Genomic DNA, 14,835 nt, shown 5'->3' with positions numbered 1-14,835 from the left:
CTCACATTCGGAAGACGCCGAAGCCGTCTTTGACGCCGGCGACGGGGGCGTTGTGGGCTACCGACAGGCACAGTCCGAGGACGGTGCGGGTGTCGCGGGGGTCGATGATGCCGTCGTCGTACAGGCGCGAGGACAGGAACGGGGCGAGCGATTCGCGCTCGATTTGTTCCTCGATCTTCTTGCGCATCTCGGCATCCGCGGCTTCGTCGAATTCACGGCCCTGAGCGGCGGCGGCCTGACGCGCCACGATGGACAGCACACCGGCGAGCTGTTCACCGCCCATCACCGCGGACTTGGCGTTGGGCCAGTTGAACAGGAAGCGTGGATCGTAGGAACGTCCGCACATGCCGTAATTACCGGCGCCATACGAAGATCCCATATTGATGGTGATGTGCGGGACCCGGCTGTTGGAGACGGCGGTGATCATCATCGCCCCGTGCTTGATGATGCCGCGGCGCTCGTATTCCGCGCCGACCATGAATCCGGTGGTGTTCTGCAAGAACAGCAGCGGGGTGTCGGTTTGGTTGCACAGCTGGATGAACTGGGTGCCCTTGTGCGATTCCTCGCTGAACAGAATGCCGCGGGCGTTGGCCAGGATCCCGACCGGATAGCCGTGGACGTACGCCCAGCCGGTGACCAGGCTGCTGCCGTACATCGGTTTGAACTCGTCGAACCGGGATCCGTCGACGATGCGGGCGATCACCTCTTTCGGGTCGAACGGCCGCTTGAGATCGGTCGGGATCAGCCCGAGCAACTCTTCGGAATCGTAGAGCGGCTCCGCACTGGGGCGTGACGGTCCCGGACCGGCCTTGCGCCAGTTGATATTCGCCATGATCTGCCGACCGAGCCGGATGGCATCGATTTCGTCGTTGGCCAGGTAATCGGCCAGACCGGAACAGCGAGCGTGCATTTCGGCACCGCCCAGGGTTTCGTCGTCGGACTCCTCCCCGGTCGCCATCTTCACCAGCGGAGGACCGGCCAGGAACACCTTCGCGCGTTCCTTGACCATCACCACGTAGTCACTCATTCCCGGCACGTACGCACCGCCGGCGGTGGCATTACCGAACACCAGTGAGATCACCGGCCGACGCTCGACCGAGGCCCGGGCCATGTTGCGGAACGTGGCGCCGGCCGGGGTGAAAGCGTCGGCCTGAGTGGGCAGGTCGGCGCCGCCGGACTCGACGAGATTGATCGTCGGCAGCCCGTTCTCGGCGGCGATCTGTTGCAGCCGAAGCCCCTTCTTCAGGGTGTAAGGATTCTGGGTGCCGCCCTTGATACTCGGCTCGTGTGACATGATCGCGCATTCGACGCCCTCGACGATGCCGATGCCGGTGACCATGCTGGCGCCGACGTGGAATCGGGTGTCCCACGCGGCCAGGGGAGAGAGTTCCAGGAACGGGGTGTCCGGATCCAGCAGCAACTGGATCCGCTCTCGGGGCAGCAACTTGCCCCGATCGCGGTGGCGCTGAACGTATGCCGGGCCGCCGCCGTCGATGGTTTCGGCGTGTTCGGCATCGATCTCGGCGACCTTCTCCAGCATCGCCGCACGCAGGGACGCGTAGTCGTCGGAATTGGTATCGAGGATGCTGCGCAGTACCGTCATCGGATTCCCCATCGTTCGGCCACCAGGCCGGTCGTGATTTCGTGGTTTCGCCGGCAAGGTCGAGAACCCGGGTGCTGTATCGGCGTCATGCGAACTGCCCCGGCGCGCGACCTGCTCCGGGCGGGCCGGCGAAGGCCTGGGCAATGTCGAGCCACTCGTCGGCGATCGGCCCCTCGGCGACCAACGCGAGATCGTGACGGTGGCGGCGCTGGGTTGCCAACAGGCAGAAATCGAGCGCCGGACCGGTCACCCGGTCGGCCGCCTCCGGCTCGCCCCAGCTCCAGATGTCACCGTCCGGGCCCTGCAATTCGACCCGCACGTCACCCTGGGGCGGCTGCTTGTCGTTGGCGAAATAAGCGAAAGCTCGTGCGCGCACACCGATGTGGGCGACATGGCGCAGGCGCGCGGTCGGTGTACGCACGACGCCCAGCGCATCGGCGACGTCCTGACCGTGCGCCCAGGTCTCCATCAACCGGGCCGTCGCCATCGACGCCGGGCTCATCGACGGGCCCAACCACGGCAGCTTCGTTTCCGGTGCCACTTCGGCCAACCCCGCGGCCAATTGCTCACGGCCGGCCCGCCAGCGTTCCAGCAGCGCCGCCGGGGCCTGCTCCGCTCCGAGTTCGGCAGCCGCGCAGACGAAGTCGTCGACACTCGTCGCACCGGCCAACACGCTGCTCAGCTCTGCCCGGAACCCATCGGGATCGGTCGCGGACAGCGCCGCGAAGTCGTCCGCCCACGCCAGGTGCGCGATCTGGTGCGCGATCGTCCAGTCCTCGGCGGGGGTCGGTGTCCGCCACCCGGACGCGTCCAGCTCGGCGACCAGGCGATCGAGGTCGGCGCTCTCCGCCGCCAAGTCGCGCAACACAGATGTCAGATTGGCCATTCCGCCTCCGATCAAAATTAATGATCGCTAATATACATATGGGTGATATGCTCGGCAAGACCCGCACGATCAGGAGAACCATGGCAGCCACGCACGCACGACTTCGGCCGGATTCGTCGCTCCGCGGCCCAGGGCGCCCCAAGGCGACAGAGGGTCTCGACACTCGTGAGGTCCTGTTGCGAGTCGGACTACACCTGTTCGCGACGAAGGGCTTCGCCGGTGTCTCGGTCAGCGAAATCGCGGAAGCCGCAGGAGTTTCCGCACCGGTTATCTATCAGCGGTTCGGCAGTAAGGCCGGGCTGTTCGTGGCGGTCGCCGAGGATTGCTATGCGCGCGGACTCGCACATCTCGGTTCGGTGATGACCGATGTCGAGCGCTTCGACGAAGCGCTCGACCTTGTGCTGCAAGGATTTTCCGACCTGTATCGGATGGACCGCGAACTCACCGCGATGGTGTTGACCGTGCTCGTCGAAGTCAGTCGCGACGAGGCGATCGCGAATGAACTCCAACCGACACTGCGCGCGTTCCGCGCGTTCTTCGACGACATCGCCGCACTCGCCCCGCCCGAGGTCGCACCCGACGCACGCGCGCGCCGCGACCTGTCCCACGCCCTGGTCACCATGTGCAGCGGCCTCACCAGCGCAGCGGTCATGACCCCGAATGCCGCCGATTACGAGCGCATGGTCGACACCATGCGCGGTTTCATCAGAGCGCGGACCGGCTGATCCCCCGAACCGGGCGACCGCGTTCGGCGGCCCGGCGGGTGGGTCGCCGCGGGCACGCAACTGGTCAATCAGCCGATGCGGTGTCCACGGCGGCACCCGCGACCGCGCCGTAGGTCAGGCGCGCCAGACGTTCGACGAGCTCGGGTCGATCGATCTCGATGTCGCCCAAGATGTAGGCGACGGCGAGTTGCACGACGCCACCGGCGATATAGAGCGCACTGGCACGGTCCACACCGATTTCCGCCGCGCTCACATCGCTGGCGATGGCGGTGGCGACGATGAAGACGAACTGCTGCAGTTCTTGGCGAACGCGCGGACCGCTCGCGGTGACCGCGGCGATGAGGGCCGCCTTTCTAGGGTCGTCGACCAGGCCACCGAGCACGGCGTCGAGTCCGTGACGGAAGGTATCGAGTATCTCGTCCGCGGACGCCACTTTCGGATCTGTCAGTTGCCGTGCGTGCAGGGCCGTCATACCGGTTTCGAGGAGACCCGCCGCCACCTCGCGAAACGCCTCGATCAGCAGATCATCGATGCTGGTGAAGCTCTCATAGAAGTAGCGGCTGGACAATTTCGCCTGGGCAGTGACGCTACGGACGCCGACAGCAGGCAAGCCGCCGGAATAGACAAGGGTCAACGCGGCGTCGATCAGCGTCTTCTTCCGGCGCTCGCGCCGCTCGTCAGGCGTTTCGCCGAGAAAGTTCCGTGATTCGACCATGGTCCCAGCTTTCCACGAAAGAGCGTGCGCCCGAGCAGGTGCTCCCACGATGTCGTCGACCGAGGCCGGGCGGCGAGGATGACGCACCGCTGAGCGCCCGGCACGACCACCGCCCGAACCCTACGCGAGCCGTGATCGGCCGTCGCCGGCTTCGCGCCCATCGAACATCACATCTTGACTACATTCGTTATCTACATCAGGATCTCTTGTGGACACAAGCGTTGTCAACAATGCCGGAGACACACTTCCCGCCGATCGATGGAGACGGAAACGATGGCCGACACGAACCCCACCCCGCAGACCGCCTCGAACTACACCCCGGAAAAGTTCGAGCAGGCGCTGGACCGCAGGATGCTGAAGAAGGCCCCTCCGAAACTCTTCCGCGGCAACCGATCCCAGGCCGAGCGGGTCTTCACCGAGGACGAACTCAACGCGAACGCGCGCCTCTGGTTCGAACAATTCGAGGAGCAGATCCGGTTCTACGGCAAGCTCGGCCACGACCTGCAATGGGTGGTCGACTGGACGAAGAAGTGGTGGTGGTCGTGGCTGGTCCGCGATTTCGACGTCGTGGCCGAGCTCTGCACCGAGGACGTGACCTACAAGGACCCGGTGTCCTTCGGTAAGACCCTGGTGGGCCTGCCGGAGTTCATCGACTACAACGTCGCATTCTTCGACGCCATCCCCGACTGGCGCTACGACCCGCTGCCGGGTGAGTCCTTTCTTCAGGTCAACCCCGACGGCACCGTACAGATGATGGTCCGCTACCTCGGCACCGGACATTGGGACGGCCCGCTGAAGGTGTACCCGTTCGACGAGAGCGCCGAATCATTGCCCGGCAACGGTGCTTTCATGCAGTGTTCGGCGGTCGACCGCTACTACTGGAACGCCGACCACATGCTGTACAAGGGCGAAACCCTCTGGGACGCCTTCGAGGGCCTGCAGGGGGCCGGAGTCTTCCCGGAGGCCGGATCGCTGCCGTTCAAGCTACTCATGAACGCTCTCGAGGTTCCCAACGCCGTCGCCCGGCTGCGTCGCAGCCTCCCGGGCATTCGCTGATAGCCCCACCTCGGCAACCCCGGAGACCACCCAATATTGACTACAACCGTTTCCTGCATCACTATCATTCCAGGACACGTACGTAGTCCACACGGTGTGAACGCGCCACCCGATCCAAGGAAAACGAAGCGATGACAAACGAGAGCACCACCGCGGCTACGCAATTCGAGGCCAAGTTTCAGCGCGCACTCGACCGCAGATGTCTGAAGAAGCCGGCACCACAGTTCGTGCAGGGCAACAGGTCCCACGCTCAGCGCGCGCTCGGCGAGGACGAGTTGAACCGCCTCACGCGCCGGTGGTTCGTCGAGTTGGAGGAGCAAACCACCTTCTACTCCGAGCAGCTCGGCCAGGACGTGACGTGGCTCAATGCCTGGTTCAAGAAGTACTGGATGGCGTGGGACCAGGGCGTCGACGAGAAGGCGCTTCCTGAGCTGTTGGCGCCGGACGTGGAGTACAAGGACCCCGTGTCCTTCGGCCGGCCGATGATCGGGATCCAGTCGTTCATCGACTACAACCAGGCCTTCTTCGACGCGATCCCGGACTGGCGCTATGACCTGCTGCCCGGCCAATTCTTCATCAATGTCACACGCGAGGGCGAGGTGCGGCTGATGGGCCGCTACATCGGGACCGGCTTCTGGGAGAAGCCGCTGCGGATGTATCCGTTCGACAAGTCCGCACCGGCGATGCCCGCGACCGGCGCGTTCATGCAGGCCCCGGCCGTGGATCGATACCACTTCAACGCCGACCGTCAACTGTATCGGGGCGAGACGATGTGGGACGCGTTCGAAGCGATGCAGATGTCGAATCTACTGCCGAGCGACAGCAGTCCCGTCTTCCGGGCCCTCATCGGGGCGGGCAGTGTCGGGGCGGTGGCGCAGCGGCTGATCCGCCGACGGTGACCCTGCGCAACGCCGGACCGGTTCAACGCCGTCGCACAACCTGATCAACGACCAGTTTCCAGTGGTTCATGCCGAGATCTGCACCGACGTCCGCACAGAGCCGGCTCCGGCGTCGATCTCCGTTGCGAAAGCGAGATCGAACGTTGTCGATCGACAAGCACATCACCTACTGCCGGATCTGTGAGCCGCTCTGCGGTCTCGTAGCCACCGTCGAGAACGGCCGGCTGCGGTCGCTGCGGCCCGACCCCGACCATCCGCTCTCCCGGGGTCAGGCGTGTCCCAAGGGCATCGCCTTCACCGACATCCAGAACGACCCCGACCGCGTGCTGCACCCGCTGCGGCGCAACGCCGCGGGCGGATTCGACCGGGTCGGTTGGGACGAAGCGCTCGACGACATCGCCGCCCGGTTGCGCGGGATCGCGCACGACGAGATCGGGATCTACTTCGGGAATCCGGCGGCCTTCTCCTACTCCCACGCCCTGTGGGCAATCGGCTTCGCCAAGGGGCTCGGCACCAAACACCTGTACGGCCCGGGGTCCCAGGACACCAACAGCCGCTTCGTGGCCAGCAGCCTGCTCTACGGCAGCGTGGTTCAGCTACCGTTCCCGGACCTGCCCCGCACCGACTTCCTGCTGATGGTGGGGGCCAACCCGCTGGTCTCCCACGGCAGCGCCGTCAGCGCCCCGCGCATCAAGGACCACCTCTCCGCGATCGTGCGGCGTGGCGGGCGGGTCGTCGTGGTCGACCCGCGACGCACCGAGACCGCGCGCGCCTACGAGCACCTGGCCGTGCGCCCCGACTGCGACGCCTGGCTGCTGCTGTCGCTACTGCACGTCGTGTTCGCCGAGAGCCTGGCCGACGAGGCGGCGATCGCCCGCCAGTCGACCGGGATCGACCTGATCCGCACGGCAGCCGCTGCGTACCCCCCGGAGGACACCGAGACGATCACAGGCGTCCCCGCCGACGATGTCCGCCGCCTCGCCCGCGACTTCGCAGCCGCGCCCAGCGCGGTGGCCTACGGGCGCACCGGCTCCTGCCTCGGGCGCAACGCCACCCTGGTGAGTTTCCTGATCGACGTGCTCACGCTGGTCACCGGCAACCTCGACCGGGCCGGAGGCGCGCTGTTCTCACGCGGCGTCATCCCCGCCGAGGACATCGCCGAGCGCGCCGGTATGGCGACCTACGGCGGCGCGAAGTCGAGGCTGGGCGGGTTCCCCGATGTGCTCGGTGCCTTCCCCGCCGCGCTCATGGCCGACGAGATCACCACGCCGGGCGAGGGACGGATGCGCGCGCTCGTCGTGACCGCCGGAAACCCCGTCCTGTCGGTGCCCAACGGCAAAGCCCTCTCGGAGGCGCTCGGCCGGCTCGACCTGATGGTGTCGATCGACATCTATGTCAACGACACCAACCGGCACGCCGACTACGTCCTACCCGCCACCACGTGGCTCGAGCGCGAGGACTACCCGGTCGGCGTCTCCTCCGCCGCGCCCACGACGTTCATCCAGGCCACCGAGGCCGTCGTGCCGGCGTACGGCCAGGCGCGGCCCGACTGGCAGATCATCGACGACATCGCCCGTCGCGCCGGCATCGGCATGTTCCACATCGGTCCGCTACGCCGCCTCGCCGGCCTGACCACCAAGGTTCCGATCCGGCTCACGCCGCGGCCGATGATCGAGACGCTCCTCCGGCTGGGGGCCTACGGCGACTGGTTCGGGCTGCGCCGCGGTGGCCTCAACCCGCGGAAGCTGCGGGAGAACCCCCACGGCATCGTGCTCAGCGAGCACGCCGCGACCGGCCGGATCGGCGATGCCGTACGCCACCGCAACCGAAAGGTCCGGCTCGACCCACCAGAGATCGCCGCCGAGCTCGCCCGGCTCACGCCATATGTCGACGCCGACTTCCCGCTCAAGCTGATCGGCATGCGCGAGTTGCGCTCCCACAACTCCTGGCAGCACAACGCGCCCACCCTGATGAAGGGCAAGCGCCGCCACGCCGCCCGCATCAATCCGGCCGACGCATCGGCGGCCGGCATCGCCGACGGCGCGCCCGTGCGCATCCGTTCCCGCCACGGAGAGATCGAGACGGTGGCGCTGCTCACCGACGAGGTCGGGCCGGGCACCGTCGCCGTGCCCCATGGGTGGGGACATGAGGGCGGCTCCTGGACGTTGGCCAACGCATCCGGCGGCGCGAACGTGAACCAGCTGATGTCGACGGCCATCGAGGACATCGAGCGCCTCGCAGGTATGTCCCACCTCAACGGCGTCCCGGTGGTCCTGGAGGCCTGCGGAACATCCGATGCGAACATCGCCGGGCGTGGTCGAGCTCGGCGCGGCGGCGAGGCCGGCACTGGCCAACGCTGAGCTGTTCGCCGCGGCGGCCACCCACCCACGGTCCGCGCGGCATGAGACCCGGCGGGTGGGGACATGCGGGTCAGCGTGGCCGGCCGTCTCACCATATTCTTTGGCGTACCAGTATTTCACTACAAGGTCGTGACGCCCCTGGGCAACGTCAGCGACCGATTGGCGCGCTGATATGACGATGGACCGTCGCCGGTTCCTGCAGACGACCGGTGTGTCGACTCTGGCATTGCTGGGCTTGTCCGCCTGCGCCGACGACGAGTCCGGCTCCGGGCCCGCGGGGCAGCGGCAACGGGTGATCGTCATCGGCGCCGGCATCGCGGGACTGGCCGCGGCCCGGACGCTGGCCGACCGAAGTCAGGACGTGGTGGTACTCGAAGCCCGGGACCGGATCGGTGGCCGCATCCGGACCAGCCGTCAGTGGCCGGATGCGCCGGTCGATCTCGGCGCGTCGTGGATCCATGGCGTCGACGGCAATCCGATCACCGAGCTGGCGCACAAGGCCGGAGCACGCACCGTCGCGACCGACGCCGACAGCGGCACCGACTACGACAGCGACGGCCGACGCCTCGACGAGAGCCGCTCCGAGCGGCTCGCGCATTGGCGCACCGTGATCGCCGGCGCGCTCGACGACGCTCAGGACGAAGCCGCCGGCAACGACGACGCGACGGACGCGTCGCTGCGGTCGGTGGCCGAACGCGCCGTGAACTGGCCCGCCCTCACGCGGACGGACCAGGACCTGGTGGCGGCGGTGCTCAACGACTACGAACACGAATACTCAGGCAGCGTCGATGAACTGTCGAGCCTGTACTTCGACGCCGACAACAAGATCACAGGCAAAGACGTACTTTTCCCCGGCGGGTACGGCGCGATCACCGACTACCTCGCCACCGGCCTCGCTGTGCGTCTCGGTGAAGTCGTCACCCGCATCGACTGGAACGACCGCGGTGTCACCGTCACCACCACTACCGGAACCTTCACCGGCGACCATGTGGTGATCACCGTGCCATTGGGTGTATTACACAGTGGCGCTGTCGAATTCGGGGCCGGCCTGCCTTCTGAGAAGACGACCGCGATCGCGAAACTCGGCATGGGCGTACTGGACAAGTGCTATCTGCGTTTTCCCGCCACTTTCTGGCCCGACACCGATTGGCTCATCTCCATACCGGACCTGGACAAGGCCGGGCAGTGGGGGCAATGGATCAACTACTCCCACGCCGCGGACCGGCCCATCCTGCTGGGCTTCAACGCCGCCGACTTCGGCCGAACCAGCGAAGGCTGGTCCGACGCCGAGATTGTCGGCAGCGCCATGGAAACCCTGCGTACCATCTACGGCCCCGGGATCCCCGCACCCGTCGACCACCAGATCACCCGCTGGTCGACCGACCCCTTCGCTCACGGCTCCTATTCGTTCAACAAAACCGGATCCTCCCCCGAGATGCGCGACCACCTCGCCGCATCCGTCGACGACCGGGTGCACTTCGCCGGCGAAGCCACCGACCGAGGATCCTTCGGCACAGTCCACGGCGCCTACAAGTCGGGATTGCGCGCCGCCGAACAGATCATCGGCTGACGCAAGGCGGAGTAACCGGTGGCGTTCATCGGTCACGGCGCCGCGCCACCATCCGAATCCCGTCCTTGGGACGCAGTGTGAACGTCGTCTCCGCCTCCACCTCGTGCCCCGGAACGAGATCGAACACATAGCTCTGACCGAGAGTCGCAGTAAGCATCACGGCCTCGAGCAACGCGAAATTGCGGCCGATGCAGATGCGTTTGCCGCCACCGAACGGAAGATACGACGATCGCGGGCGGTCCCGATCGGCGCCGGGCAGGAACCGCGACGGGTCGAAGCGCTCGGGATCGGGCCAGAAACGGGGATCGCGGTGCACATGCTCGATCACGATGGCGACCGTCTCGCCGGCCTCGACCCGCTGACCACCGATAACGTCGTCCTCGACTGCCTGGCGAGTGATCATCCACACCGGCGGGAAGATCCTCATGGCCTCTTCCAGACATGCCGTGGTCCACTGCAACTTGGGCACGTCCGCCAACGTGACCACACGTTTCTGCAGGACGGAGTCGACCTCGTCGAACATCCGCTGACGTGCGTCGGGATTCGACGCCAACAGGTACCACAGCCAGCACATCGCGTTCGCGGTGGTTTCGTAGCCGGTCAACATGAACGAAATGGCCTCGGCCCGAGTGCGTTCGGGCGTCAGCGGACCCTCGTCGTCGGCCACGTCCAGGAGCAGGTTCAGCAGATCCGGTGAGTCGGAAGGGTTTTCCATGCGCTCGCGCAGCACCTTGTCGGCCGCACCGTCGATCACTCGGGCGACTCGCTGGAAACGGCTGAACGGCGGCGGCGTCGGAATCCGGCGGCTGTGCATCACCTTCCACGCGGCCCTGGACATCCACTGTGGCGGGTCGACCAGGAAGAAGATCCGCGACAGCCAGGTCCCCTTGCGCAATCCGTCGGTGATCAGCTCCGCGGTGTCGTCGCCGAAATAGCCGCGGAAGCTCTGACTGAACAGCGAGTGGCCGGCGACTTCCAGCGTCAGGTCGGTCATCAGCCCGACCATCTCGATCTCGCTGCCGTCGGGCCGCTCGTCCAGGGCAGTACAGAAGTCGAGCGCCGTTCCCACCATCAGCGGCAACAGGGCGTCGACGTGGCGCTTGGTGAACTTGGGGTTGATCATCTTGCGATGCCGCGACCAGGACGGGTCGTCGTCGGTGAACAGGCTCAGCCCGAGCACGCCCCGCAGAGGCTCGTAATCCGGTGACTTGGGGTAGTTCTCGCGGTGCCGGTGCAGGACGTGATCGATGTCGTCGGGGTGCTGTATCGACACCCAGCGCCGCTGCCCGATGCGCCACCGGGCGAAATCGTGCCCCTCGAGCCGGGCGACCATACCGTCTTCCCGCCCGAATCCCTTGCGCAGGACGTCACGTGTCATCGAGAGCGTGCCGAACCGCGTCACGGGCGGCACTGGTCGTTCGGCCTGCTGCGGCGCTCCCGCACCGTGATCCACTGGACACACCGGCGACTTCGTTGTCGGCTCCGCGCTCATCGAATCTCCTCTATCTTGACTACAACCGTGTCCTGTATCAATATCGCTTGTGGACACGAACGTTGTCAACATGACCGGCGATATGCCGGGCCGATCAACGGAGACGGAAACGATGGCACACAAGAGCACGGCCCAGCGCCCCACCTCGAATTACTCCGAGGAGAAGTTCCAACGAGCCCTGTTGAAACGCCGCTGGCGGCAGCCCGCGCCGGAATTCGTGACGGGCAATCGCGGCGAGCCGGTGCGCTCGAAGTCCGAGGATGAGCTGACCGCCGATGCGGTGCAGTGGTTCGCCGATTTCGAAGCCAAACTCGCCTTCTACGAGAAGCTGGGAGTCGAGCTGGGCTGGTTGCTCGAGTGGACCAAGAAGTACTGGTGGAGCTGGCTCGAACGCGATATGAGCATCAACGACGAGCTCTACGCACCGGACGTGCGGTGGAAAGATGTGTCCTCGTTCGGCCGGACCATGGTCGGGATCGACGAGTTCGTGAAGTACAACTTCTGCTTCTTCGACGCCATTCCGGACTGGCGTTACGACCCGATTCCGGGGCAGGTGTACCTCGACGTCACCCCGGAAAAGCAGGTGCGCTTCGCGGTCCGTTATGTCGGCAGCGGGCATTGGGACGGGCCACTGCGGCTGTACCCGTACGACGATTCGGCCCCGGCGATCCCCGGCACCGGCCGATTCGTCCAGGTCTCGGCCGTGGATCGCTACCACTTCGACAGCTCGGGTCGCATGTTCGAGGGCGAAACACTGTTCGACATCCTGGACGGGCTGCAGTCCTCGATGCTGCTCCCCCGCGACGACAGCTGGCAATTCCACGCGCTGATGCGTACTGCGGCAGCGGGCGCCGCGGTACGAAAGACGCTGGGCCGGTTGGGCACTGATCGCTAGCGACTGCTGCGAACAGACGAGGGTGGGTGACCGGAATGCTGCGGCACCGTATCGGTCACCCGCCCTGCCCGGGCGAACGACCGGACCGCACCCGGTACGCCCACTACCTACGTGGCGCCGTCAGGAACGCGGGCGGCGATGTCGTCGCTTCCGCTCGATGGCTTGGGGGCTGCGGTCGGCTGCGCTACCAAACCGTGTGCAGAACGGTCTCCGCCACCGCGGACAGAATGTCGATCTGATCGTCTCTGCTCAATCCGCTGTCGTAGGTCACAGATGATTGGATCGCCGCGATCGCGGCATAGACCAGGGCACGGGCCGCCGACTCGCTCAGCTCCGGCCGCAATTCCAGCAGCGTCGTCGTCCAGTCCTCGTTGTAGCGCCGCTGCATGCGGCGCAGACGCCGCGCATCCTCGGGCTGTAAGGCATTCGACTCGTGCCGGTAGAGCTGGACATGGCGACGGCGATCCAGGCAGAACTCGATCTGGCTGCGGATCAGCCGTCGCATCGTCACCGCGCTGTCGGCGCCCTCGGCCAGGATGTCGTCGGCATTGGCCAGCAGTTGCGTCATCGCATCCTCGAGCAGCGAGATGAGTACGGCGTATTTGCTCGAGAAGTGGCGGTAGATGCCGGAGCCGACGATACCGGCGGCCCGACCGACTTCGGCCAGGCTGACGGCGTGAAAGCCGTTGGCGGCGAAGAGATCCGCTGCCGCGTCGAGAATTTTCGAGGCCCGTTCGGGGTCGCGGACCCGGGTCGGGGGTTCATTGTCGACGCGCGCGAGCTTGGCACCCCGCGCCCGGCCGGCCTCAGCCACGATGCCCATCCAGAAGCGACTCGGGGATCTCGACGTAACGAGAACGAACGTATTCGCCCAGGCCCTTCGCCTGCGGGTCGGGACGCGTGGACGCGGCGACGCCGTCGCCGAGCAGGCCGACGATCACGAAGTTGAGCGCGCGCAGGTTCGCGAGCTCGTAACGGCGTAGCTCGAGGCCCGCCGCCTCCGGGACCAGCTCGCGGAAGCGCTCGACATCGAGCCATGACCTGAGCCAGGCATACACGTCGTCGTCTCGTGTCCACAGCCCCACATTCGCGTTGCCGCCCTTGTCACCCGAACGCGCCCCGACGACCGTGCCCAGCGGCACGCGGCGGGTGGGCCCCGCCGATACGCCAGGCTGTCTCGGACGGTCGGTGAAAGTTGCTGTGCCACACTGAGAGTCGAGCAACGGCGGATTCGGCACCACGTGCCTGCTGCCATCCGGAAGGGTGACGCGATGCTCGACGAGATCGCGGCGGACCAGTGTGGGCCAGTAGACCCCGAACGCACTCGCGGGTGTGGGCGGTGTGGTGGTGTGCAAACCCGGGTAGCCGCCGACCGCCATGGCGGTCGCGACTCCGGAGAACGCGCGGCCGGCCACCCGCTCGTCGCTGCTTTTCACACTGACCCGCAGGTGCGCTGTGGCCTCGGCGTTCTTGTCGGCATCGATGTGGTCGAACCGCAGCAACTCGACGTCGACAGCGTCGAACCGGTCTTCGCCGCCGATCAGTGCGAACATCTGCCGACGCGCCCAGCGCGCCTTCGCCTCGATGTCGAGCCCGGTGATCACGAAGGTCATCGTATTCCGGTAACCGCCGAGGAAGTTCATCGCCACCTTGAGCCGGTCGGGTGGCGCCGACCCGCGGACTCCACTGATCGACACCCGGTCCGGCCCCTGCTGTGTCAATTCGACGGTGTCGAAGTGGGATACGGCATCCGGCCCGGGATAGGCGGGCCCGCCGATCTCGTACAGCAATTGGGCGATGACCGTGCCCGTCGACACCACGCCGCCGGTGTCGGGGTGCTTGGTGATCACCGACGAGCCGTCGGCAGCGACTTCGGCGAGCGGAAATCCGGGATAGCGCCGATCGGTTATCTCCTCGATAAACGGATAGTTGCCGCCACACGCCTGCGGACCGCACTCGATCACGTGGCCCGCCGCCATCGCACCCGCGATCCGGTCGAAGTCGTCCGGCGCCCAGTCGTGCCACCACGCCGCCGGACCCGAAACCAGGGCCGCGTCGGTGACCCTTCCGGTCACCACCACATCCGCTCCCGCGCGCAACGCCGCGGTGATGCCCCAGCCGCCGAGATAGGCGTTGGCGGTGACCGGCGCATCGGTGCGATCGGCCAGTGGTCTGCCGGTATCCACATGCGTGAAAGCCTCACCGGCCGAACGCATATCGGCCAACCTGCCGACGATGTCGTCGCCGTCGACATAGGCGATCTTCGGAGCGAGCCCCGTCCTCGCGGCAAGCTTACCGATCTCGTCGGCCAGTACTCCCGGAGCCAGCCCGCCCGCGTTCGCGACGATCCGGATGCCACGGTCCAGACAGGTTCCCAGCACCTCCTCCAGCTGGGTGAGGAAAGTCTTCGCGTAGCCTGCGGCCGGATCCTTGTGACGTGCCCGGTAGAGGATGAACATGGTGAGCTCGGCGAGATAATCGCCGGTGAGCACGTCGATCGGGCCGCCCTCGACCATGTCGCGAGCCGCCGAGAGGGTGTCACCGTAGAAGCCCGAGCAGTTGGCGATGCGGACCGGACGCCGTGCCTCCTGGGCGGCGGTCTCCGGTCGCGTTGCCGACATGTGGTCCATATCC

12 protein-coding genes are annotated in these 14,835 nt (G+C 66.4%); 6 read left to right on the top strand and 6 right to left on the bottom strand.

Annotated features, from left to right (window positions below; genetic code table 11):
- Nucleotide 1 precedes the first annotated feature (1 nt).
- A complete protein-coding gene (locus ACPCUW_RS28910; RefSeq protein ID WP_423428310.1) occupies nucleotides 2-1,603 on the bottom strand; it encodes an acyl-CoA carboxylase subunit beta in 1,602 nt (533 codons plus the stop codon).
- An 85-nt stretch (nucleotides 1,604-1,688) separates the two neighbouring features.
- The gene (locus ACPCUW_RS28905) at nucleotides 1,689-2,489 is read right to left on the bottom strand and encodes a TIGR03084 family metal-binding protein (protein ID WP_423428308.1); all 801 of its coding nucleotides are present in this window, start codon (nucleotides 2,487-2,489) and stop codon (nucleotides 1,689-1,691) included.
- Between ACPCUW_RS28905 and ACPCUW_RS28900 the strand changes: the two genes are divergently transcribed.
- Complete coding sequence (locus tag ACPCUW_RS28900) at nucleotides 2,474-3,214, top strand: TetR/AcrR family transcriptional regulator (RefSeq protein WP_423428306.1); 741 nt, start codon at nucleotides 2,474-2,476, stop codon at nucleotides 3,212-3,214. The genes ACPCUW_RS28905 and ACPCUW_RS28900 overlap by 16 nt on opposite strands.
- A gap of 64 nt (nucleotides 3,215-3,278) precedes the next feature.
- On the opposite strand, the gene ACPCUW_RS28895 is transcribed toward ACPCUW_RS28900, so the two are convergent.
- Complete coding sequence (locus ACPCUW_RS28895; RefSeq protein WP_195076916.1) at nucleotides 3,279-3,929, bottom strand: TetR/AcrR family transcriptional regulator; 651 nt, start codon at nucleotides 3,927-3,929, stop codon at nucleotides 3,279-3,281.
- Between the two features lie 273 nt (nucleotides 3,930-4,202).
- Between ACPCUW_RS28895 and ACPCUW_RS28890 the strand changes: the two genes are divergently transcribed.
- The 4 genes from ACPCUW_RS28890 to ACPCUW_RS28875 all read left to right on the top strand — a co-directional run bounded on the left by ACPCUW_RS28890 (nucleotide 4,203) and on the right by ACPCUW_RS28875 (nucleotide 9,814).
- On the top strand, nucleotides 4,203-4,985 hold the full coding sequence (locus ACPCUW_RS28890) for a nuclear transport factor 2 family protein (protein ID WP_195076917.1): 783 nt from the start codon (nucleotides 4,203-4,205) through the stop codon (nucleotides 4,983-4,985).
- Nucleotides 4,986-5,116: 131 nt separating this feature from the next.
- Nucleotides 5,117-5,884 (top strand): nuclear transport factor 2 family protein, encoded by a 768-nt coding sequence (locus ACPCUW_RS28885; RefSeq protein WP_423428304.1) that lies wholly within the window; start codon nucleotides 5,117-5,119, stop codon nucleotides 5,882-5,884.
- Nucleotides 5,885-6,027: 143 nt separating this feature from the next.
- Nucleotides 6,028-8,244, top strand: a complete 2,217-nt coding sequence (locus ACPCUW_RS28880) for a molybdopterin-dependent oxidoreductase (RefSeq protein ID WP_423428303.1) — start codon at nucleotides 6,028-6,030, stop codon at nucleotides 8,242-8,244.
- Nucleotides 8,245-8,416: 172 nt separating this feature from the next.
- Nucleotides 8,417-9,814 carry a flavin monoamine oxidase family protein gene (locus ACPCUW_RS28875; RefSeq protein ID WP_423428301.1) on the top strand — a complete coding sequence of 466 codons (1,398 nt, stop codon included), beginning with the start codon at nucleotides 8,417-8,419 and terminating at the stop codon, nucleotides 9,812-9,814.
- A 25-nt stretch (nucleotides 9,815-9,839) separates the two neighbouring features.
- Here ACPCUW_RS28875 and ACPCUW_RS28870 read toward each other — a convergent pair whose 3' ends face one another.
- On the bottom strand, nucleotides 9,840-11,192 hold the full coding sequence (locus ACPCUW_RS28870; protein WP_423428299.1) for a cytochrome P450: 1,353 nt from the start codon (nucleotides 11,190-11,192) through the stop codon (nucleotides 9,840-9,842).
- Between the two features lie 226 nt (nucleotides 11,193-11,418).
- Between ACPCUW_RS28870 and ACPCUW_RS28865 the strand changes: the two genes are divergently transcribed.
- On the top strand, nucleotides 11,419-12,201 hold the full coding sequence (locus ACPCUW_RS28865; protein ID WP_228799447.1) for a nuclear transport factor 2 family protein: 783 nt from the start codon (nucleotides 11,419-11,421) through the stop codon (nucleotides 12,199-12,201).
- Nucleotides 12,202-12,385: 184 nt separating this feature from the next.
- Here ACPCUW_RS28865 and ACPCUW_RS28860 read toward each other — a convergent pair whose 3' ends face one another.
- Together ACPCUW_RS28860 and ACPCUW_RS28855 are read right to left on the bottom strand one after the other, a co-directional pair.
- On the bottom strand, nucleotides 12,386-13,015 hold the full coding sequence (locus ACPCUW_RS28860; protein ID WP_423428297.1) for a TetR/AcrR family transcriptional regulator: 630 nt from the start codon (nucleotides 13,013-13,015) through the stop codon (nucleotides 12,386-12,388).
- The gene (locus ACPCUW_RS28855) at nucleotides 13,008-14,831 is read right to left on the bottom strand and encodes an acyclic terpene utilization AtuA family protein (protein WP_423428295.1); all 1,824 of its coding nucleotides are present in this window, start codon (nucleotides 14,829-14,831) and stop codon (nucleotides 13,008-13,010) included. Before ACPCUW_RS28855 ends, ACPCUW_RS28860 begins: the two co-directional genes overlap by 8 nt.
- Between the last annotated feature and the right edge of the window lie 4 nt (nucleotides 14,832-14,835).

This window comes from Nocardia sp. AB354, from assembly GCF_049538315.1.
Lineage (GTDB): Bacteria > Actinomycetota > Actinomycetes > Mycobacteriales > Mycobacteriaceae > Nocardia > Nocardia nova.
The sequence above is the reverse complement of the archived record's forward strand: the minus strand, read 5'-3'. Positions and strand labels throughout refer to the sequence as shown.